This is a genomic window from Methanoregula sp., from assembly GCF_049510175.1.
GTDB lineage: Archaea > Halobacteriota > Methanomicrobia > Methanomicrobiales > Methanospirillaceae > Methanoregula.
On record NZ_JBEKZF010000002.1, the window covers coordinates 233,787 to 255,229 of the forward strand.

Here is a 21,443-nt window from a genome sequence, read left to right on the forward strand (position 1 = left end):
AATATACCACAGGAGAAGGACGCGATGGTTAGAAAACCGGCACATATGTACAGGAACATCTCGAAGAAAGCCTATACACGGCGCGAATATATGGGCGGTGTTCCCGGGAGCAAGATCGTACAGTTCGAGATGGGTAACCTCTCGCAGGAATTCCCGACCGAAGTCGACCTGATTGTTGAAGAGGCGTGCCAGATCCGGCACAGCGCGCTCGAGGCATGCCGTATCAGCATCAACCGCCGGCTTTTAAAGGACGTTGGCAGGTCCAACTTCCACTTCAAGGTCCGCGTCTTCCCCCACCATGTCCTGCGCGAGAACAAGCAGGCAACCGGTGCCGGTGCAGACCGTGTCTCGGAAGGTATGCGTCTTGCATTCGGTAAGGCGGTTGGTACTGCTGCACGGGTTGACCCGGGCCAGAAGATCATGACCGTCTTCTCCACCCCCCAGTACCTTGAGAAGATCAAGAATGCGATGCGCAATGGCAGCCATAAGCTCCCAAGCCCCTCGCACCTGAAGGTGAGCGTGATCAAGGTCAGCGGCAGGATCATCGCTGCACCGAAGCTTGTCGGTGAAAAGGTTGTTGCAGCACCGGTCGTTACCGAAGAGGCAGCAGCAGCAGCCGCTGCTGCAGCCGAGCCCGCAAAGGGAGCAGAGGCTGCAAAGGGTGGCGCAAAGGGCGGCAGGGAAGCCAAGGGCGCAGCACCGGCAGCAAAGGGTGGCAAGGAAGCCGCACCGGCAGCAGCAAAGGCCGACGAGAAGAAAGGCCCGGCCCACGCAAAGGGCGGCAAGAAGTAATTTTTTTTATCGATCCTTTTTTCGAGTTGTTTTCCCGTATGTTCCGGTTTCATTGAATTTTTTGATCGGAGGATTTTCCGATCTGGGTCCGGGGAAAAGAAGGCCTGTTTTGGGAAGACCGGTATGACCGTCAGGGAATACCGGGCTGGAGAAGATACTCTGGGTATCTTTGACTTAAGCGGAGTATGACCGTCAGGGAATACCGGGCTGGAGAAGATACTCTGGGTATCTTTGACTTAAGCGGAGTATAACCGTCAGGGAATGCCTGCCCTTGTCAGCTTGTTCCCGCGTTACTGGGCAGTGCAGAGAGCTCGGTCTGGTGCCGGCCGGCAGAGTGCCGCGTGATCCGGTCATAATAAAGTTCCAGGCTCTCGAACGCCACAGCACTTATATCCGCTCTCAGTTCTGGTCCGCTCCACCGCACCGGGTACGCATTGACCAGCGTCCAGCTGATCGCGTCCCTGCCTTCTGCATCCATGATGACAATGCGGAGATTCTGCCGGTGGGTTGGGTTCTTCTGTGTCTCAGTGAACCAGTCCCAGAACTCGGTATTCTGGGTCACACCCCGTTTCAGCACAACCCCCGGGCATGCGGGGTGGTCCCCGTCTTTTCTCTCCGGCTGCGGGAGAGTAGGCACCCGGGTATCCAGTGCAAGGCCGCTTACCTCTGTTACCTGCGAAAGGATTTTTCTTCCCTTCTCGACCCGGAACCTGAACGCTGGCAGGGGGTCCGGCGATATTTCAACTGGCATGCGATATTCACCGCTGTATTGCCGGGACAGTGGTCACTGGACCCGCTGGAAGCCTTCGTGTGTAATCTCCAGCAGCTCGATAGCAACCCGGGAATCCTGTGCCGAGAAATCCGGCGGGTCATAGCGGGTGGGCCACGCATGCTCAATATCCCATCGCGATTTGTCACTGCCACTTTCATCGACGAGGATGATGCTCATATTTTTCCGCACTGCACCTGCCCCGCTATCGGTAATTGCTTTATACCATTTATACAGGTCCATTGTATTGGTTATGCCCCATTTCAGCTGGATCGTGCCGTATCGCGTCAGGCCGGATAATTTCCGCATCCGCGGCGGATCGCTGCCTTCACGGTACTCGATGACCTCTGTCGTTGCATTCCCAAAAATTACTTCATTGAATCCGGCCTGTGTGATACCATCGATTTCCAAACGGAATCGAAAATTCCTGTAGGGATCTTTTCTGTCGACCATGGTTCTGCCTCATGGGGATTATATGCTGTCGTTATGATAAAACTATCATTATTCGATTATTCTTTCCGCCATATCGGTGACATCACCCGGACTCACCGGTTCAATCATGGCTCAAATTTTCTGCCCGCCCTGCCGCTCGTTTCCCGAATCCCAATCTCTATATCACTCCCCGCTCCTCAGTATAATTGAATGCAGACTCCGGACCCTGCCCGTATTAATTCCGCGCTTGCCGACGCCACTTTCCAGGCATACCGCGATGCGGTCATCGGTCTTCCCCCGGATGTACTGCGGGTGATCGAAAAAGCGGCTGCTGCCGAGACGAACCCGGTGGCACGCGGGGAGTTTGCCAATATCCTCAAAAATATCGAAGTTGCCGAACGGCTCGGCGTGCCTCTCTGCCAGGACACCGGTGTCCCGGTCGTGTATCTCACGATCCCTCCCGAAGTCCCGCTGACGCAGGGCCTCTATGACGCGGTTGCCGAGGGTGTCCGCCGGGCAACGCGAGATGTCCCGCTCCGCCCCAATGTCGTAGACCCTCTCACCCGCCATAATACCGGGGACAACACCGGCGCCGGGATGCCGGCCATCCACGTCCGGCCGGGAGTGCGGTTCACCGTGACCGTCCTTCCCAAAGGTGCCGGGGCGGAGAACAGTTCCCGGATCGCGATGCTCCTCCCCTCTCATGTCTACGGTATCGAGGGTTTTGTCGTGGAGACAATGCTCTATGCCGAAGGAAAGCCCTGCCCTCCCGTCTTCCTTGGGATCGGGATCGGGGGGACGTTCGATCTTGCTGCATCGCTCGCGAAGGAGGCACTGCTCCTGCCGGTCGATACGATGACCGGGTTCGAGCAGCAGATCTGCGACTCGGTCAACAAGCTCGGTATCGGCCCGATGGGGCAGGGGGGCGACACAACCGCCCTCGCGGTGAAGGTGAAGACCGCAGGCTGCCATACCGCTTCTCTGCCCGTGGCGGTGAATGTGCAGTGCTGGGCGAACCGGCATGCGACCCGGGAGGTGCAGTGGTGACGGCAGAACCGGTCCAGCTCTGCACGCCTCTCGGTGATGAAATTCTTACGCTCCGGGCCGGCGACCACGTGGAGCTCTCCGGCACCGTCTATACGGCACGCGACGAGGCGCACCTCCGGATGCGGGAACAGGGGATTCCGTTCGATCCGAAAGGGGCGGTGATCTATCACTGCGGTCCCGTGGTGAAGGACAACCGCGTTCTTGCCGCCGGGCCGACTACATCGGCGCGGATGAACGACCTGTCGGGCTTCCTGCTCGACCGGGGCGTGCGGGGACTGATCGGGAAAGGCGGGATGGAGGCTGCTGTACGCGAGCAGCTCTGTGGCCGTGGGGTGTATCTCGCGTTCACGGGTGGTTGCGCAGCACTCGCCTCATCTCATATGACCCTGAAAGGAGTTTTTTTTGAGGATCTTGGCATGGCCGAGGCGGTCTGGGTAATCCAGCTCGACCGCCTGCCCCTCGTTGTTGGCATCGATGCCCAGAGTAATGATATTTTTGAAGCGACCCGGAAAAAAGCAGAAATCGCATTCCGGAAATATTCCCTAAGACAGTAAGAAATCGGTATGATCCAAAGAAGAGGTTTTTTGTAAAGGTTACCGAATATATAATACGATAGGACTGCCGATTCATGAAACTCGCCATCGACGAGACCCGGTGCAAGGGTTGCAATCTCTGTACGAAAGTCTGCCCCTACAAGATCTTTAAGGAGGGAAAACGGCTCAACCGCAAAGGTATTGCTGTACCGGAACTGGACCGGCCCGAGCGCTGCACCAACTGCCGGCTTCGGAACCTCTACGGGCGGCAGCTCTGCGGCGTCTGCCAGCTCACCTGTCCCGACCAGGCGATCCACTGGATTGAGGAAGAGCCGTACGAACCCCACAAGGTGGCGATTGAATATTGACGTCGAGACTTGAATTCTGGCAGGGAAACACTGCCTGTGCGGAAGGGGCGCTTGCAGCCGGCTGTACATTCTTCGGGGGCTACCCGATTACCCCGTCGACGGAAGTTGCCGAGCATATGGCGGTAAACCTGCCGAAGAAAGGCGGTGTGTTCATCCAGATGGAGGACGAGATCGCAAGCATGGCCTCGATCATCGGTGCATCCTGGACTGGTGCCCGGGCCATGACGGCCACGAGTGGCCCCGGCTTCTCGCTGATGATGGAGAATATCGGGTTTGCCGCCATGACCGAGACGCCCTGTGTTGTGGTCAATGTCCAGCGGGGCGGCCCCTCGACCGGCCAGCCGACCATGTCCGCCCAGGGCGACATGATGCAGGTCCGGTTCGGTTCGCATGGCGATTACGCGATCATCGCACTCTGTCCAGCGAGCGTGCAGGAGATGTACGATCTGACCGTGAAGGCGTTCAACCTCGCGGACAAGTACCGCGTCCCCGTTTTCCTGATGGCCGATGAGACCGTCGGGCACATGCGGGAGAAGATCATCATCCCCGACACGATCGAATGTATCGACAGGAAGCCTCTCATGCCGGGCGCTCTGCCATTCAAGGCGGACGCTGACCTTATCCCGGGTTTCGGTCAGTTCGGGAAAGGGCATCACGTCCATGTCACCGGCCTCACCCATGACGAGCGGGGTTACCCGTGCACCACGAACCCGAAGGTGCACGGAACGCTGGTCCGGCGGCTGGTGGACAAGATCGAGAACGCCCGTGACGAGATGGCGGACTATGATATCATCAATCCCGGTGCGGAGCAGGTCTTTGTCGCCTACGGAGGTCCCGTGAGGACGGTCCAGCAGCTCATGCACGACAAAAAGGATACAAACATCGGGTTCATAAGGATCCGGACCGTCTGGCCCTTCCCGGAGAAGGCCCTTGCAGAGTTCAAAAACGCCCGGTGCTTCCTTGTCCCCGAGATGAACCTCGGCCAGATCGCCCGCGAGATCGAGAGGCACGTGAAGGTACCGGTCAAAAGCATCCCCAAGCTCGGCGGGGAGCTGCACACCCCTGCGGAGCTCGTCGCCGCACTGGAGGCGAAACGATGAGTTTTGAGGACTGGTACCGGCAGGACCGGCTCCCCCACATCTACTGCGCGGGCTGCGGGAACGGGACGATCATCAACTGCACGCTCGCCGCTATCGACCAGATGGGCTGGAAGAAGGAGGAAACCGTCTTTGTTTCGGGTATCGGCTGCTCCTCGCGTGCACCCGGGTACATCCTTACCGACTCGCTCCACACTACCCACGGCCGCGCTCTCGCGTTCGCCACCGGCGTGAAGATGGCAAACCCGGACCTGCATGTTGTGGTATTCACAGGTGACGGCGATCTAGCGGCCATCGGTGGCAACCATTTCATCCATGCCTGCCGGCGCAACATTGACCTCACAGTGGTCTGCATGAACAACCAGATCTACGGCATGACCGGGGGGCAGGGCAGCCCGACGACACCCAAGGGATGCCTCTCATCGACTACGCCCTATGGCAGTGCCGAAACGCCCTTTGACCTCTGCGAGCTGGCAACTGCTGCGGGGGCGAACTACGTTGCCCGCTGGACCTCCTACCACGTGAAGGAACTCGAGAAAGCAGTCCTCGTCGGGCTTGAGACCCCGGGCTTCTCGTTCATCGAGGCCCGTGTCCAGTGCCCCACCGCGTTCGGGCGCAGGAACAAGTTCCGGCAGGTGGCAGACCACGTCGAGTACCTGAAAGTCCATTCCCTGCTGAAGGCAAAGCGTGACCGGATGCTTGAGAACGGGGAGCCTGTCCCGGAGGACATGTTCGTGGTCGGGGAACTCACGCACAGGAATCGGCCGGCGATGGGGGTAAGGCCATGAGAACCGAGGTCAGGTTCTCCGGTTTTGGCGGACAGGGGATTATCCTGTCTGCGGTCATTCTCGGTCGTGCTGCCGTGATGTATGACAACAAGTTTGCTGTCCAGACACAGGTGTACGGGCCGGAGGCCCGGGGCGGGGCATCGATGAGCGCCGTGATCATCGATGACGACCCGATTCTTTACCCCGAGGTCTCGAACCCGGATATCTACGTGATCATGTCTCAGGAAGGGTTCGAGAAGTACGGGGCAGATGCACAGGATCCCGCGATCATGCTCATCGACTCCACGCTCGTCTCCTCCCGGCCGGTGTGCCGGTGCATCGAGGTCCCGGCCACCCGGGAAGCCAAGCAGACCCTCAAAAAAGATATCGTTGCCAACATCGTGATGCTCGGGGCGCTCATCGCCTCAACGCATATTGTGGAGGGGGAGGCGCTGAAAAAAGCCATCCTCGACTCCGTGCCTAAGGGGACCGAGGATCTCAACCTGAAAGCCATGCAGCTTGGCCTGCAACTGGGGAAGCAACCATGAAACTACGCGAATACGAGGCAAAGAACGTACTAAAAGCGGCCGGGATCCCCGTCCCGGTCGGATTCCTGATCCGGTCGGCAGGTGAACTCACCCCCCGGCTCGGCGATCTGGGCGATGCCCTTGTCCTGAAAGCACAGGTCGATGTCGGCGGCAGGGGGAAGGCCGGCGGCATCCTGATGGCAGACAAGGCTGACGGTGTTGCCGTTGCAAAGGAACTGTTCAACAGGAAGATCAAGGGCCTGCCCGTAAAGGAGGTCCTTGCCGAGCAGCGGCTTGATATCCGGCACGAGTACTATCTCTCCATCACGATCGACCGGTCGAGCAAACAGCCGCTCGTCCTCTTTACCGAGGCCGGGGGTGTAGAGATCGAGATCACCGCGAGGGAGCACCCGGAACTGATCCGGAAGGTTGTTGCAAATCCCCTCATGCGTGACCTTCCTCCCTTCATGCTCCGCGAGCTGATTGGCACTGCCCCGAAGGAAATTGGCCCCATCATTAACAAGCTTTACCGGATCTTCATCGAGAAGGATGCCCTCCTCGCCGAGATTAATCCGCTCGTGACGACCCCGAATGGAGTCTTTGCCGCGGATGCGAAGATCATTGTCGATGACAACGCGCTCGGGCGCCAGGGGATCACCGTGAACCGCGACCTCTCGGAACGCGAGCGGGAAGCCGAGAAGTACGGGTTCTCGTACGTGGAGCTGAACGGTGCCATCGGGGTGATTGGTAATGGTGCCGGGCTCACGATGGCAACCCTTGACCTCATCGAATACTATGGCGGAAAGGCGGCGAACTTCCTTGATGTCGGCGGCGGTGCCGAGAGCGAGCGCGTAATGAATGCAGTCCGGCTCGTTGCAAGCGTCCCCACGGTCAAGGTCGTTGTCGTGAACCTCCTGGGCGGGATCACGAAGTGCGACGAGGTGGCAAAAGGGATCATCGCTGCAGGCATCTCCCAGAAAGTGATCGTCCGTCTTGCCGGGACGAACGAAGCGGAGGGCAGGAAACTCCTCTCCGAAAAGGGGTACGAGATGCTGGACACGATGGATCTCGTGGTCCGGAAGGCAGTCGAGGTGACCGCATGATCTACGGCGATAAGAACACCGGCATTCTCGTGCAGGGTGCGACCGGCAAGCAGGGTGAGTTCCACATCGGCCTGATGAACACCTACGCAAAGCAGGTGGGAGGCAAGGGGGTTGTCGCCGGCGTGACGCCCGGCAAGGGCGGCCAGCAGGTGCATGATGTCCCGGTGTATAACACCGTGCAAGACGCGATGAAGGAGCACGACATCGGTGCTGCCGTGATCTTCGTCCCCGCCAGCGCAGCAGCTGATGCGATCATGGAAGAGGCACATGCCGGCATCACCACCATCGTCTGCATCACCGAGCACATCCCGGTGCAGGACACCATGAAGGCGATTGCCTACGCCCGCATGGAGGGTTCAAGCGTGATCGGCCCCAACTGCCCCGGGCTCCTCTCGCCCGGCGAGGTGAAGATGGGGATCATGCCGGCAGGGCTCTTCTCGCGCGGGAATGTTGGTGTCATCTCCCGCTCGGGTACACTCACGTATGAAGTCGTGGACGAGCTGACCCGGGCAGGCATCGGCCAGAGCACGGTGGTCGGTATCGGTGGCGACCCGGTGATCGGCCAGACCTTTGTCGATGTGCTGGAACGTTTTGAGAACGATCCCCAGACAAAAGCGGTCGTGCTGATCGGGGAAGTCGGCGGCAATCTCGAAGAGGAAGGGGCAAAGTCCACCGACCTCCCTCTTGTCTCCTATATTGCCGGCGTATCAGCCCCCCCGGACAAGCGGATGGGCCACGCGGGTGCCATCGTCGAAGGGGGAGAAGGCGATGCCCGGTCGAAGATTGCCCGGCTCAAAAAGCATGGCGTGCCGGTGGCGTCACGCGTCTCGGAGATCCCGGATATGGTGCGGGAACTGTTCCGGTGCCACTGTTGATGAAAAAGACTCCTCCTGCTCGTTTTTTAAACAAGTATTATAACGCAGGCTGTTTTCCCCGGTGTTCTGCAGGGTCTGATATTCCCCGGTTTCCGGGTTTCCTGACGGTAACGGTTATACGGATCACCGGCATAACGATATGGCATTAATACCTATGCATTACTACCTATGTCCGGCACCCAGTTTTTTCCCATCTCCCCCGAGCTCTTCGCGCATGCCTGCGATACGGTCAGCAAACGCGTATCGCAGCTCCCGTTTCTCCGGGGCGGTGTTCACGTGACCGGCGAGCTGGTCGGGGTCACGATGGAGTGTCTGAATGCCGAGGTAACCCGGGCACTTGCGGTCTCCACCCCCCGGGACGTGCCCGAGAGCGTTGCCCCGGGGCTTGATGTCTGCCTTGAACAGCGCATGGGCATTCCGGGAAAAACTACCGTTCCCGTCATTACTGAAGTGCTGTGCAGTGCTGGTATCACGGAAATGACAGAGATTATTGACCGGCAGCTGCACCGGCACCGGAAAGCGGTCCGTCTGCTTGCACCATGGACATGGCATATCGCATCGACACTGGCCCCTTCGGTAAGGCTCGGGGGGGCCGGTACAGATGGCGCCTCATCCCTTTCGTGGATGGACATGTGTCCCATCTGCCGGACCGGTATCCTGGAACGGGTTGTCGGAAAACAGCTCTTCGGCATCCCCCACACGGATTTCTATATCGAGTGCACCCACTGCGGTGCAAAATTCATCCCGGTCGGACCTGCATTCAGGCTGGTATCCATCGCCACGATCCGCGACCCGCTCTGGAAAAAACATCTTGACAAGACCTATCCTCCGGAAACCTGGGCCGCTCTTGCGCGTGGCACGGGTAACAGCAACCTTAAGGAGAGCCGCCAGGCCGAAAAAAAACCTGCAGGTCAGGCATTGCCTGCCGCATCTGTCATGCTCACCCCGTTAAAGGACGGGTCTCTTGCAGTGCCCCTCCTGGGAAAAACCCTGTATTTCCGGCCGATCGGCCTGAAATTTTCCGGCGGGGTCCGGGATGACGCATTTTCCCGTATCCAGAAGACCCTTGCAGATGTGCTGGCGGAGCCGGTCTTTGCGCATCTTAAGGAACCGGTCAATGCCAGGTATTCCCGGTACCTCCCCATGCAGACCGGCCTGTTCCTCTCCCAGCTCAAGGAGCGGTTCGACCCGTTCTACCGAGAGTTCCTCAACCCGTACGGGGATGAGAAATACGGGACGTTCAGGGCAGAAAATTCCGGGGATATGGAAAAAAAGGGTGTCCTGATCGTTGTCGTGAACCGGGGGCTCTACCATGCAGCGGAGTCTCCCGGCCCTGTCAGTGCCGCTATCAACAACCGGTTCGGGAGGATCGGGGCGGAGGACTGTCTCATCACGGGCGACCCGGTGCGGTGCCGGGTCAATGCCCTCCTCTGTAACAACCGGAAAGAAGCCGGGCTGTATTTTCATTCCGCTGATCAGGAGGATGAACGGCTTTCGCTCCTGCATGCGATAGAACATCTTATGCATCCCGGAGAATCCTGAAAAATAATGTGTATCGGGCCGATCGCAGGATCAGAGAATTTTTCATATCTTATGAGAACATTATAGTTATCCAGTCCGGATACCGTGAAACGGAGATCACCGATGAAGTGCCCACACTGCGGGATGAATATACGGGATGAAACCACCGAATGTGGCTATTGCGGCGGCAAGATTACCCGGCGCCCTGAAAAAGCGGCAGCTGGCGCAGGTAAGTTTACCGGGAGCAGCACAGCACAGAAAGGGGCACAGCGTCCGCAAAAATCTTCGGATGATCCCGAAACGGGTGAGGATGAAGAGGAAGGCGGGCTCTCCAAGATCCTTCAGCCCGGGGAGCAGGTGCTGATCGGGTCGCTCAACGTAACGGTAAAAAAATTCTTTTTCCATGCATACCTCACCAACCGGCGTATCTTCCTGATCGATACACAGGAGAAGAAACTCAAGGTCACGGCAAAAGATGTTCCGCGGGATACGATCGCAGGGAGCATTGTGGAATTTTCTGAGAGTTCTGATCCCGTACTTGTTCTTTCCATCAAATCCGGCGACGATGAGATCAAGACCATGAAACTGGTCTTCGTACAGGGCGGCATGGACAGATCCGCTGAGATCGATGAATGGATTGCCCTGCTCCGTGAGGAAGAACCCCCGAAAAAGATCCCCCGGGCGCCGGCTCCGGAACGGGAAGAACCCGTAGACCGTGAAGATGAGGAACCGGCCTTTGCCGGCCCTCCGGAAAAGCCCCGGCAGAGACAGGAACTCCATCCTGCAAAAAAGCCGCTCAAGGACCATGAGAGGCAGCCTCCGGTAAAACGCCTGCTCTCTCTCTACAAAGTACCGGATGAAGAACCCCAACAGGAGCCTGAACCGGAACCAGTCGCCCCCCCGCGAAGAACCCAGATCCGGCAGGTTGCTGAGCCGGTAAAACGACATGTCGTGACATCGTCATACATCCGGGAAACTCCGCCCACGCGTGAATCCGGTGCGCCTCCGGTACGAAAACCGGAAGTGCAGTCAGTCATGAAAGTTGCCATAAAGGGCGCCATGAATCAGGCCGGGCAGCAGTCGCAACAACCCGTGAAGAAGGCTGTTGTGGAGTCCCAGAAACGCTCCCTTCCGGAAGGGGAACCTGAAGCTGAATTTATCCCTCCGCGTCGCCCGGTGGTCCAGGAGACCTTTGAGGATAAACCGGTCCACGATGAGCTGGCCGATACGCCCCAGTTCTGCCACAACTGCGGGAAGAAGCTGCCGCATTCTGCAAACTTCTGCCCCGGGTGCGGAACGAAACTGAACCAGAGCCGGACACTCCCGCATTCCCGTACAACCCCAACGCAGTCCACCCGGAAAGCGACCCGTACGGATCCCCCGGGGCATGAACACCAGCCGGTCCCTGAAGATGTCGACGAGGATGAGATTGAAGAGGAAAAAGCCATCCCGACACGGCCCCCGATCAAGAAAGCACCCAAAGGCAGCGAGATGACAATCCTGCACAAATTCCTGAGAAGATAAACCTGATACTCTTTTTTGGCTCATACGTGCAGTGTGTCACCGGCCTGCGCACTTTTGCTCTTGCTCTCACATCATGGCGGGTTTCTGAGTTGAAATCAATGTTCACGGAAAATCCCTGCAAAAAACCGTGGACAATTACCTGCGGTAATAAAGAATGCGGTGATAATTGTATAATTGGAAATTGTTATATGAACTCCAGTTCCTTTTATTATTACGAAGTGTCACGAGGAAATCAATGAAGAGAAACATTCAGATTGAAGCACTGGACCAGATTCCTTTGGAAAAACAGCGGATTGAACTCGTTGAGCGCAAATGCCTCGGTCACCCCGACAGCCTTGCCGACGGGATTGCAGAGTCCATCAGCCAGGCCCTCTGTAAGACATACTTCGAGGAATTCGGGGTCGTCCTCCACCACAACACCGACCAGGGCGAAGTCGTTGCCGGCGAGTCCGCACCCAAGTTCGGAGGAGGACGGATGATCCGCCCGATCTATGTCCTCATTGACGGGCGGGCAACCAAGCAGTTCAATGGCATCAACATCCCCGCTGACGCTGTTGCTGTCGAGGCGGCCCACAAGTATATCCACAAGATCCTTCCCGAACTCAACCTCAACCGCGAGCTCATGATCGACTGCCGCCTCGGGACCGGTTCCACGGATCTGCGGGACGTCTTCAAGCCCAGCCAGGGCAAGGTCCCCCGGTCAAACGATACCTCCTTTGGTGTCGGTCATGCCCCGTTCTCAGAAGTGGAAACGATCATCAGGAACAGTTCCGACTACATCGATACAAAACTCCGGAAAAAGTATCCCGCAATCGGCCAGGATATCAAGATCATGGGGCTCCGGGACGGGAATACCATCACCCTTACCGTAGCCTGTGCAATCGTGGACCGGTACTGCAAGGATATCCGGGAGTACTCGGAATACATGGGCATTCTCAACGAGGAGATCACCGCGATTGCGAAGAAGAGCACGAAGCGGAACGTGTTTGTCCACGTGAACACGGCAGATGATATCAAGCAAAAGAGCGTCTTCCTGACCGTCACTGGTACCTCCGCCGAGATGGGCGACGACGGCTCCGTCGGCCGGGGCAACCGGTGCAACGGGCTAATCACCCCGAACCGCCCGATGTCCATGGAGGCGACGAGCGGCAAGAACCCGATCAATCACATCGGCAAGATCTACAACCTCCTCTCCACGCAGATCGCCCGCGAGTGTGTCACCAGGGTGGACGGCATCGAGGAGATGTACGTCCGGCTGCTCTCCCAGATCGGGAAGCCGATCGACCAGCCGCTGGTCGCAAGCGTCCAGGTGCTGCCCCGGTGCGGCGTGAAGCTCAAGGACATCAATGCGGATATCCAGGAAATTGTGGACTACCAGCTGGCAAATGTCACCAGCATCACCGAGAAGGTTATCGAAGGTAAGCTCAAGACCTTCTGAAATGAACATGGCAAAACCGGCAAAATCCCCTCAAAAAAATCGTGACACCCCTCTTTTTTCCGAGGTAGTACGGCTTGCGATCCCCAACAAGGGACGGATAGCAGCCCCCATCATGGATCTCGTTGAGAAGAGCGGGCTCCATCTCGCGGAGACCGGTGAACGGCGCCTGATCACGAAGACCCTGGACCCCCATGTCGAGATCCTGTTTGCCCGGCCGGTGGATATCCCGGAATATGTGGCTACGGGCGCGGCGGATCTCGGCATCACCGGTCACGACTTGGTTATCGAGCGGGAATCCGACGTGGAGGAGCTCCTCGACCTCCAGTTCGGGAAAGCGAAACTGGTCCTTGCCGTCCACGAGGATTCCGGCATTACTTCGGTGAAACAGCTGGAGGGAAAGAAGATCGCCACCGAGTTTCCGGTGATTACCCGCACCTATTTCGCGCGGCACAAGGTCAAAGTCAATGTCGTCATCGTCGGGGGAGCGTGCGAGGCGACGCCGCATCTCGGGATTGCCGATGCGATCATCGATCTCTCCAGTTCGGGGACCACCCTGAAGACTAACCGGCTCCGGGTGATTGACGAAGTGCTCACCACTTCCACCCAGCTGATTGCAAACCGTGAATCGCTGAAGACCAAGAAAGACAAGATTGAGGAGATCCACCTCGCGCTGGAGAGCGTCATCCGGGCCCGGGGCCAGTGTTACCTGATGATGAACGTGAAACGCTCTTCCCTCGATGCAGTGAAACGTCTCCTGCCCGGGCTCTCCGGCCCGACCGTCATGGACGTGGCATCGAGCGAGAACCTTGTTGCGGTCCATGCGGTTGTGAACGAGGAGCGGGTGTATTCCCTGATCAATGCGCTGAAGCGTGCCGGGGCAAAGGATATCCTTGTGATGGCAATCCAGCGGATGATCCGTTAGGTTTCACATGAAAATTTTTCCTGCCGTTGATATCCTTGGGGGCCGGTGTGTCCAGCTGGTGCAGGGAAAACGGGAGAGTGCAACCGCGTTTGGCGATCCCATTTCCTGTGCAACCCGGTGGCTCAACGAAGGTGCCGACGCCCTCCACGTGATCAATCTCGACGGGGCATTCGGCAGTTCCGGGAAAAATGCCGGGCTGATTGTTGAACTTGTCAGGAAGACCGGTGTCGAGATCGAGCTGGGCGGGGGCATACGGTCCATGGAGGATGCGGTCCGCTGGCTGGATACCGGTGTGTCACGGGTTATCATCTCGACGCTTGCCACCCGGGAACCGGGCTGCATCCGGCAGCTTGCCGAGGAGTACGGGAGCGGGCGTGTGATGGCGGGCGTGGATGCCAAAGGAGGGCAGATCGCGGTTCACGGCTGGCAGGAAACGGCCGGGGATTACATCAGCTGGGCCGTGCGGTTCGAAGAGCTGGGTGCCGGTGCCCTCCTCTATACCAACGTTGATGTCGAGGGCCTGCAGCAGGGTGTCCAGTTCGAACCGGTGAAACGGCTGATTGACCGGGTTGGCATCCCGGTGGTTGTTGCAGGCGGGATATCAACACGGTCAGATGTGGCCGGCCTGCGGGATGCCGGGGCCTGGGGGGCGGTGCTCGGCTCGGCCCTGTACAGCGGGAAGATCAAACTGAAAGATGCACTGGAGGAAAGTCAATGAGAGTCGTGGAAGTCAAGCGGGAGACGAAAGAGACGAAGATCGCGATCAGGTTCAACCCGGACGGTGCCGGGAAAGTATCTGTTGACAGCGGAGTGCCGTTCTTTGACCATATGCTCACGGCGATGGCGAAGCATGGAGGGTTTGACCTGACATGCACGGCAAAAGGGGACCTGCATGTGGATTGTCACCATACGATCGAGGATATCGGTATCGTCTTGGGCGACGCGATCAGGCAGGCAATGGGTGACGGCCGGGGCATCCGGCGGTTTGCCCATGCGATCATCCCGATGGACGAATCCCTCTCTTCAGTTGCACTCGATTGCGGGGGAAGGGGATATCTTGTCTGGCACGGCAGCTTCGGCAACAATGTGGTGGGCTCGATTCCTGCTGACATCTTCGAGCATTTCTTCTATTCCCTCTGCACCCGTGCCGGGATCACCGCACACATCACCTTCTCCGGGAAGAACGATCACCACCAGTGCGAGGCCGCGTTCAAGGCGTTTGGGATTGCGCTTGGCGAGGCTCTTGAGATCAGCGGTGACAAGAAGGCGATCCGGAGTACGAAGGGGAAGTTCTGAGAATTATCGGATAAAATCCTCATAACTGAATATCCTTCATTTCCTGTTTTACCCTGCAGAATTTATCAGAAATTTTTAAATACAATTTTAAAAGTGATATCAGAAGTGATGGGTTGTAAAATGAGAGATAACTATAACCCAAATCGTCAATGTGAGATTCCAGATTCGAACTGATACGGCTAAGGATGTATTTGGCTAAAAGCGCTTTTCTGTTAATTCTAAATAAAGGAAAAAAGGTGGACGTGTTCTTGTTTTCCTTTTATTGGATAAAAAGAAAGACTATGACAGATTGTTCCTCCATTACTGATAAATTGTCAATTGATCAGATAATTTTAACGAGATGAAATATTGGTCGCTAACTAAGATGCATCAGAACCCTTAAATTATTAAGAAGAAACACATGGAAATATGGTACGGGCATTTATTATCGATTCTGCCTCTACGTATGAACTTGTCTCAATTTTTAGAGAAAAACAGCCCGATTATACTTACGAATGGGCTTGGCAAAGTGCCATTGCAGTAACAAATTCTATAATTAAATTTCCTCACCTATCAATGGCACCCTCACCTAGTATAAGAGGTGAGGCATCAGGACCATATGGACAACTCACAAATGAAATTAATAAAATGAATGGATTAGTTGTTCAAGAGCAATCTAACGAACATTTAATGAAAATGGATATAGCAAAAAAAGACACAATCGAATGGGCTGATACAAGTACTGGTGAAATCCGTTCTGCTTATGAGGCTATAAAAATAGATCATAGCTTTCAAAAATGGCTGGAGGGATGTATTAAACATTCTTGGACAGAACACACAGTAAGGCTTGGGGGATTATTTAATTATGAATTTATCCCGCAAATCTCTCAAATATTGAATGTTGATGAGAATAATTTAAAAAATATTTGGGAATATAGTTGTAATCCAAAGAATCTGGAAAACTATCGAAACTATGGGAGCGATGATCTCAAGATTATTGAGGATGCTTTTGTAATATCAGCTCTTATCCGTGGTAGGTATCATGACAAATTTGCACAACTCTCTGATATTCAAATTTTACATCATCCTATACGCGAGCCTATATTGATGAAATTGAATGGCATGCAAAAAAGCGAATTTGATATTTCTAATGTCGACAGAGACTTATCAAAGATTATAATAGCAAGTGCTTATGCCGAAAAAACCCAGAAAGACAGAATCTCATGTTATACAGAAAATGTTGGCAGAGCAAGAACAGCAGCTTTAGATTCAAACAGCAAATTAGCACAAAAAAATTATATGAGTATAGATGAGGATGCTTCGTTTGATGTAGCATTTGAGATTGCAAAGGAATTAAATATTCGTGTTTATGGAAAATGGGTTGATGAAGTTATAGAAACTTGTCACATAATGGGTATTTCTTTCCTTGGATTGGTTCTTAATCCCTTCCCGGGTGCTCTATTAACAATTAGTGATTGGGCAGTTTCAAAAAAAATAAAACCTGAAAAAAAATTACAATTAATTTTTTCGAAAAGGAGGTTACGCGATCTTGCTCTTTCTAGGTCAGGACGAATAGAGGCTGTTAAGAAATAAGATATCATCGATTAATTTTATAATATTATATAAATTATTATTTTTTTAAATATTTTTAGCACACAATTTTTTTAACAGCTACTTTACCCCAGTACCTTTCTAATTTTTCCTCCATAAACATAGAATTGTAAACAAACACTCCCAACCACCGATAACTGAGACGAATGTAACGAGTTTGAGTTTTTCCGAAATTTCCTCTCATATTAAGAACCGGAAGAGATCAAAACGGAATAAATTTTCATCGATCGTTCTCGGGTCCTGACGGATCAAAGAGAAGAACATCCATTGAAGGAATATCTTGATATCCTTGAGGAGAAATTAAAATTGTCAATTTCTTCTTTAAAATGATCTCCAAGATCTCGATCAAAACCATCACTACTTTGTAACCTTTCAGGCTTTTCAAAACCTTCAAAATCTTGCCAATTTTCGGGAATGCCAATGGGTATTTTGTTAAAATTTTTCCGGAACCGGAAACCGGATCTCAGGACCGGCCGGATCACAAAAATATTGCCTGACAAAAAAAATAATCAGATATAGGTCAGGGGAAATGTTTCCAAGAACTATTTTTTTACTACATTTAATTTACTGACAAGTATTAGAAATTTTTTTGAAAATACATACTTCACTGTGACAAACGAAAAGCTGGGTAATCCTCTCTCAATACCCCGTCGCGTAATAATACCCGTCCTCGTATCTCACCGTTACCGGCACATCGAACAGCCGGCCGATATACCGGTCGGTTAGCATCTCCTCTTTCGGCCCGTCCTCTTCGAACCTCCCGTTCTTCATGAGGATGACCCGGCTGATCTCCGGGATGATGTCGTGCAGGTTATGGGTCACCAGGATGATACCGGTACCAGATTGGGCGATCTTCCGGATCGTCTGCCGGAACGTGTGGAGTGCGTGAAGGTCCAGGCTGTTGGTCGGTTCATCCAGGATCAGTATCCGGGGATCGTGCACCATTGCCCTCCCGATGAGAAAACGGCGGGACTCCCCCGAGGACATCTCCGTCATCGGCCGGTCACTGATGCGGCCGATCTCAAGGAATGCACAGATCTCATCTGCCTTCCGGCTCATTTCCGGCGTGATCTCACGGTTGAAGAGGCCGATACTTGAGAAAAAGCCGGAAAGGACGACCTCCCTGCCGGTAATCTCCCGTGTAAAGGTATATTGCAGATCATTGGATACGATACCAAAGGCGGATCGCAGCTCGAATACATCCCACACATCTTTTCCACAGACCCGGAATGTTACTTCACGACTATCGATACACGGATAGAATTCGCGGGTGATGGTCTTGATGAACGATGATTTACCGGCGCCATTCGGACCAAGGATCGCCACGTTCTCTCCCTGCCGGATAAGAACGGATATCGAATCGAGCACCTTTTTATTACCATGAAAAACCGTGACATTCTCAAACTCCAGCAGATTGGGCGGGTTTTCCTGCAGGGTGGATGACGGGGCCTTCATGGGATATGACCGTATCTTTTACTATTGCCCTCAGTCACTCATCATGGTTACGGGCAGCTGGCTCCGGATGCAGATAATAAATGCGATGGAAAAGAGCAGGGCGTAAAACACAAATACCGGGACAACAGTTTCCCGGGCCAACGCCATTGGTTCATGTCGGATCCATCAGCATTCATGCTGAGGAAATAATATCCAATTGCTTCGGAGATACCGGGTAATGGGTCTGTTTCCCGGGATATCGAACCCTTTCGGTGCCCGCACGATAAGGCCCGATCCGGTATGCCCCTCTCCCTGCCCTGCACTCTTATGGCATTAATGCAGTCCTGAAAAGAAAATAGACATTGAGGTACAGGGAAAAGACAAGGATGATTGCACCCAGCATGAACAGCAATTTGTATGTATTTTCATGTTCTCAGGATGTCGTTTCCATACAGGAGAATTTCCCTTCCATATGATATACCCATCAATTTTGGTTCCCGTAAAACAGGTGTGAGTTCCCCGCCGGATCCAAAGTGTTCCTGAACATCAGATTGGCAGCGTCGGCGATCGTACCCGCTTCCAGCGAGAGTGATAATCCGATCAGGTACCATGCAGAGGACGGGATTTAATCAGGACCTGTTGACCTTTCATGGAACGACCTGATGAGGACCCGCAATCATCGGTCTTGCGTTCGACAGGGAGGGTTCCTTTCAGGAGAGCTTATCTGCAGGGTTAACCCCTGCTATCTGATGTTTTAAGAGCCCGGCAATCCAACACTCTCCATGGATTCAGCAGATGTAAAAAAATGGGTGATCTTTTTTGCCGCCATTCTTTGTGCAATCCTGATCGCTGATGCGCTCTCGAATGCGATCGTTGCAGCAGCACGATTGACCGGGCCTGCGGGCTTCATCATCAGCTTTGTACTCTACGCAGTATTTTTCTTCGGGATCCTGTACATCATTGAGAAAATCACCAGGATCAGGTTCTTCAGTTTTTCGCACGACTGATCTTTTAAAGGATCTCCCCGGGACCGGTTGCCATTTTTTTTCACCGGCATGGTTTTGACTGTGCAAAATATTTCCTACGAACAAACGCCAAGGGGGATTTTGCACTACGCACTTACCCTGCTCATTTAATTCAACGACCTGTCGCCCGCTCATCACCGATAAGGGAAAAAGAGTGGTTCTGTGACTCACGCGGTTGCCGGTGTCTGGCATTTCTTTGCCGCGAACGAGACGTAGATCGAGCACAGCCCCATGACAATCGCAAACCCGCCGGCCACAAAGGGCAGGAGTTCCACGGCAATGAACGGGTGGATGAGCAGGAGGATACCGAATATCAGGCTGATGATCCCGAGAACTCCATTGCCTGCATCTTTTTCCGTGAATGCATGGTATAAGTGGGAGCCACCGACGAAACATGCCCAGAACCCGATGAAGATGACAAAGAAGGACAGGACGAAAAGCGTGCTGTAGAACGGGTAGCACAGGATCAGGATGCCGGCAAGGATGTTGATGACGGAAAGGAAGATCTTCCAGCCCATGTTGCTCCTGTCAACCGCAAGACTCGCGATAGCGAAGATTCCGCCAACAAGCCAGTAGGCCCCCATAAAGGTGATGAGAAGAACCGTGGTCATGGCCGGCGTGATCAGGAACATGCAGCCGATAAGAAGTGTCAGGATGCCCCAGACGAGGAGGAGCCACCAGGGGAAGAGCTTGGAATCGCATATGCTCATTTCAGTTACAACAATATCCTCTGCCATACAATCATTTCCGGTGTAAAATACCCCAAGGTACTATTTCTAGTATCTCTTTTTGACCGGAGACCGCCGGCGTGACGGCATACCGGAGTAACCCTCAGAATCGTCATCATCTTCGCCCGGGCTGTAATTACCATCCACTTCGTGCCTGGGATCAGGATTACGATTTCCGGATGTATCCCTTGATAGCGGTCAGGGTTGTGGTGTCCAGCATCACGGAGAAGTCAAGCTCCACGACATAGACCGGGAAGGCTCCGAGAAGGGAGTTGCGTTTGATCTGGTAGATCCGTGATTCCAGGAGCAGCGAGGGCACCTCATACCGGCGCTCGGCATCTCCTGCGGAGCCGGGTGCATTGTCCTCTGCGTCTTTTACAATGTTACGGAGCACGTTCTCCCGGTAGTCCATCAGGCGCTCGGCCATCGCACGGCTCGTTTTTCCATGGATGGAGCGTATGATAAAATACTGGCTGATCGCAAGGACACCCAGCGGCAGGAACATATATGCGAGTTTCGTCAGCCCGGACTCAGTGAGAAACGCATTCAGGGTGACACCGGGCAGGAGAATAATGGTGGTGAGGAAGAGAAATACCACGACGAGAAAACCGGTGAGGAACAGGAGTGAGATGAACCAGGGGGGAAGCTCGCGGGAGAGCCGGGTCCTGACAAGATCGATATTCTTGGCAAATTCTGTGGTGAAGGGCTCAACTTTCCAGATGAGGCCGTAAAAAATGATGATGACGGCCGACTGGATAATCACAAAGAGGGCGATGCCAAGAGGCAGCCCGGCAGAGTACGCAATGAGGGTAAACACGATATCGATGGAGAAGATGAGGCCGATCGCGAACGTGAGCGTACGGCTGTTCATAAAAAATGTATTGATAAATATCCGCGTGAACTGCCGGGTGCCGGAGGTGATGCCGTTTTCCCGGAGCCAGGTGTGGAATTTTGCGATCTCCGGTTTCCGCAGATCAGCGGCACCCGGGTTCGTGGGGACGAGCAGCGTGATGAAATAGAACATGTTTACGTAGAAACTGGCGGCAACAAACATGACGATGTAATCCTTGCGGGTTACAAAAAAGAGGATATTTGTCAGGATGCAGAGAGCGAGGATGGCCCTCTCCAGCGTGTTTGATTCCCGCTGCGACGGGAATTCCCTGCGGTTATTCTCTGCTGCTGATAGTTCGCCTGCAATAATCTGCCTCAGGGAGATGGTATCCTGTGCATCACCGGAATTCGCAGTTGGCATGGGGATTTGCGACAAACAGAGCACCTGCACAGAGGAACAGAAGGATAAATATCCGATACCCGGTTAAAGAAATCTCTGAAATCAGTTATTACTTTCCGACAATAAGTACACATCGCCTGCCGGGTAGTCTTAAATCCTGATCATGCTATATTATCCCCCACCGACACAACCGGTAAGATTGTGGTTCAGACAGCATGCATTTTGTAGTTGTATCACTAACTGAAGTATAGGAACAGCGTGGAGAGCGGAAATACAAGGGTGATGGTATGTTTGACTCAAAAACATCGTGCCTCATAAGAGGTATTGTTGGAGTAATTTTCGGGTTTTTGGCCCTGATGCTTCCCAGCGAGACAAAGTTCACATTTTATGGGCTTTTCTGGATTCTTATAATATTAGGAATTGC

At 54.2% G+C, this 21,443-nt stretch carries 22 protein-coding genes; 17 read left to right on the forward strand and 5 right to left on the reverse strand.

Features of this window, described 5'->3' with window-relative positions; all coding sequences use genetic code 11:
- The first annotated feature begins 24 nt into the window (after positions 1-24).
- A complete protein-coding gene (locus ABSG49_RS04255) occupies positions 25-792 on the forward strand; it encodes a 50S ribosomal protein L16 (RefSeq protein ID WP_424024860.1) in 768 nt (255 codons plus the stop codon).
- A gap of 274 nt (positions 793-1,066) precedes the next feature.
- Here ABSG49_RS04255 and ABSG49_RS04260 read toward each other — a convergent pair whose 3' ends face one another.
- Both ABSG49_RS04260 and ABSG49_RS04265 read right to left on the reverse strand, forming a co-directional pair.
- On the reverse strand, positions 1,067-1,543 hold the full coding sequence (locus tag ABSG49_RS04260; RefSeq protein WP_424024861.1) for a phage tail protein: 477 nt from the start codon (positions 1,541-1,543) through the stop codon (positions 1,067-1,069).
- Between the two features lie 33 nt (positions 1,544-1,576).
- Complete coding sequence (locus tag ABSG49_RS04265) at positions 1,577-2,014, reverse strand: phage tail protein (protein ID WP_424024862.1); 438 nt, start codon at positions 2,012-2,014, stop codon at positions 1,577-1,579.
- 189 nt (positions 2,015-2,203) lie between these two features.
- Here ABSG49_RS04265 and ABSG49_RS04270 point away from each other — a divergent pair, with 189 nt between their 5' ends.
- From ABSG49_RS04270 to ABSG49_RS04340, 15 genes are all read left to right on the forward strand, one after another.
- The gene (locus ABSG49_RS04270; protein WP_424024863.1) at positions 2,204-3,040 is read left to right on the forward strand and encodes a fumarate hydratase; all 837 of its coding nucleotides are present in this window, start codon (positions 2,204-2,206) and stop codon (positions 3,038-3,040) included.
- Positions 3,037-3,594, forward strand: a complete 558-nt coding sequence (locus tag ABSG49_RS04275; RefSeq protein WP_424024864.1) for a FumA C-terminus/TtdB family hydratase beta subunit — start codon at positions 3,037-3,039, stop codon at positions 3,592-3,594. Before ABSG49_RS04270 ends, ABSG49_RS04275 begins: the two co-directional genes overlap by 4 nt.
- A 74-nt stretch (positions 3,595-3,668) precedes the next feature.
- Positions 3,669-3,941: a 4Fe-4S dicluster domain-containing protein gene (locus ABSG49_RS04280; RefSeq protein ID WP_424024865.1), complete on the forward strand. Its 273-nt coding sequence runs from the start codon at positions 3,669-3,671 to the stop codon at positions 3,939-3,941.
- Entirely contained in the window at positions 3,938-5,041 is a 1,104-nt protein-coding gene (locus tag ABSG49_RS04285; protein WP_424024866.1) for a 2-oxoacid:acceptor oxidoreductase subunit alpha, read from the forward strand. Before ABSG49_RS04280 ends, ABSG49_RS04285 begins: the two co-directional genes overlap by 4 nt.
- Positions 5,038-5,826 (forward strand): thiamine pyrophosphate-dependent enzyme, encoded by a 789-nt coding sequence (locus tag ABSG49_RS04290; protein WP_424024867.1) that lies wholly within the window; start codon positions 5,038-5,040, stop codon positions 5,824-5,826. Before ABSG49_RS04285 ends, ABSG49_RS04290 begins: the two co-directional genes overlap by 4 nt.
- The gene (locus ABSG49_RS04295) at positions 5,823-6,353 is read left to right on the forward strand and encodes a 2-oxoacid:acceptor oxidoreductase family protein (protein ID WP_424024868.1); all 531 of its coding nucleotides are present in this window, start codon (positions 5,823-5,825) and stop codon (positions 6,351-6,353) included. Before ABSG49_RS04290 ends, ABSG49_RS04295 begins: the two co-directional genes overlap by 4 nt.
- Positions 6,350-7,435: a succinate--CoA ligase subunit beta gene (locus ABSG49_RS04300; RefSeq protein WP_424024869.1), complete on the forward strand. Its 1,086-nt coding sequence runs from the start codon at positions 6,350-6,352 to the stop codon at positions 7,433-7,435. Before ABSG49_RS04295 ends, ABSG49_RS04300 begins: the two co-directional genes overlap by 4 nt.
- Positions 7,432-8,310, forward strand: coding sequence for a succinate--CoA ligase subunit alpha (gene sucD / locus ABSG49_RS04305; RefSeq protein WP_424024870.1), 879 nt, complete (start codon positions 7,432-7,434; stop codon positions 8,308-8,310). The genes ABSG49_RS04300 and sucD overlap by 4 nt, the downstream gene beginning before the upstream one ends.
- A gap of 168 nt (positions 8,311-8,478) precedes the next feature.
- Positions 8,479-9,852, forward strand: coding sequence for a hypothetical protein (locus ABSG49_RS04310; RefSeq protein WP_424024871.1), 1,374 nt, complete (start codon positions 8,479-8,481; stop codon positions 9,850-9,852).
- Positions 9,853-9,954: 102 nt separating this feature from the next.
- A complete protein-coding gene (locus ABSG49_RS04315) occupies positions 9,955-11,355 on the forward strand; it encodes a zinc ribbon domain-containing protein (RefSeq protein ID WP_424024872.1) in 1,401 nt (466 codons plus the stop codon).
- A 235-nt stretch (positions 11,356-11,590) separates the two neighbouring features.
- Positions 11,591-12,793 carry a methionine adenosyltransferase gene (locus ABSG49_RS04320; RefSeq protein WP_424024873.1) on the forward strand — a complete coding sequence of 401 codons (1,203 nt, stop codon included), beginning with the start codon at positions 11,591-11,593 and terminating at the stop codon, positions 12,791-12,793.
- 7 nt (positions 12,794-12,800) lie between these two features.
- Positions 12,801-13,715 (forward strand): ATP phosphoribosyltransferase, encoded by a 915-nt coding sequence (hisG, locus tag ABSG49_RS04325; protein ID WP_424024874.1) that lies wholly within the window; start codon positions 12,801-12,803, stop codon positions 13,713-13,715.
- Positions 13,716-13,722: 7 nt separating this feature from the next.
- The gene (gene hisA / locus ABSG49_RS04330; protein WP_424024875.1) at positions 13,723-14,433 is read left to right on the forward strand and encodes a 1-(5-phosphoribosyl)-5-[(5-phosphoribosylamino)methylideneamino]imidazole-4-carboxamide isomerase; all 711 of its coding nucleotides are present in this window, start codon (positions 13,723-13,725) and stop codon (positions 14,431-14,433) included.
- Positions 14,430-15,011, forward strand: a complete 582-nt coding sequence (gene hisB / locus ABSG49_RS04335; RefSeq protein WP_424024876.1) for an imidazoleglycerol-phosphate dehydratase HisB — start codon at positions 14,430-14,432, stop codon at positions 15,009-15,011. The genes hisA and hisB overlap by 4 nt, the downstream gene beginning before the upstream one ends.
- A gap of 408 nt (positions 15,012-15,419) precedes the next feature.
- Positions 15,420-16,583 (forward strand): hypothetical protein, encoded by a 1,164-nt coding sequence (locus tag ABSG49_RS04340; protein ID WP_424024877.1) that lies wholly within the window; start codon positions 15,420-15,422, stop codon positions 16,581-16,583.
- 657 nt (positions 16,584-17,240) lie between these two features.
- Here the strand turns inward: ABSG49_RS04340 and ABSG49_RS04345 are convergent.
- Positions 17,241-18,056 (reverse strand): ABC transporter ATP-binding protein, encoded by an 816-nt coding sequence (locus ABSG49_RS04345; RefSeq protein WP_424024878.1) that lies wholly within the window; start codon positions 18,054-18,056, stop codon positions 17,241-17,243.
- A 761-nt stretch (positions 18,057-18,817) separates the two neighbouring features.
- Here ABSG49_RS04345 and ABSG49_RS04350 point away from each other — a divergent pair.
- A complete protein-coding gene (locus ABSG49_RS04350; RefSeq protein ID WP_424024879.1) occupies positions 18,818-19,042 on the forward strand; it encodes a hypothetical protein in 225 nt (74 codons plus the stop codon).
- Positions 19,043-19,227: 185 nt separating this feature from the next.
- Here ABSG49_RS04350 and ABSG49_RS04355 read toward each other — a convergent pair whose 3' ends face one another.
- Together ABSG49_RS04355 and ABSG49_RS04360 are read right to left on the reverse strand one after the other, a co-directional pair.
- The gene (locus ABSG49_RS04355) at positions 19,228-19,797 is read right to left on the reverse strand and encodes an HdeD family acid-resistance protein (RefSeq protein ID WP_424024880.1); all 570 of its coding nucleotides are present in this window, start codon (positions 19,795-19,797) and stop codon (positions 19,228-19,230) included.
- A 157-nt stretch (positions 19,798-19,954) separates the two neighbouring features.
- A complete protein-coding gene (locus ABSG49_RS04360) occupies positions 19,955-21,055 on the reverse strand; it encodes a hypothetical protein (protein ID WP_424024881.1) in 1,101 nt (366 codons plus the stop codon).
- Positions 21,056-21,443: the final 388 nt, after the last annotated feature.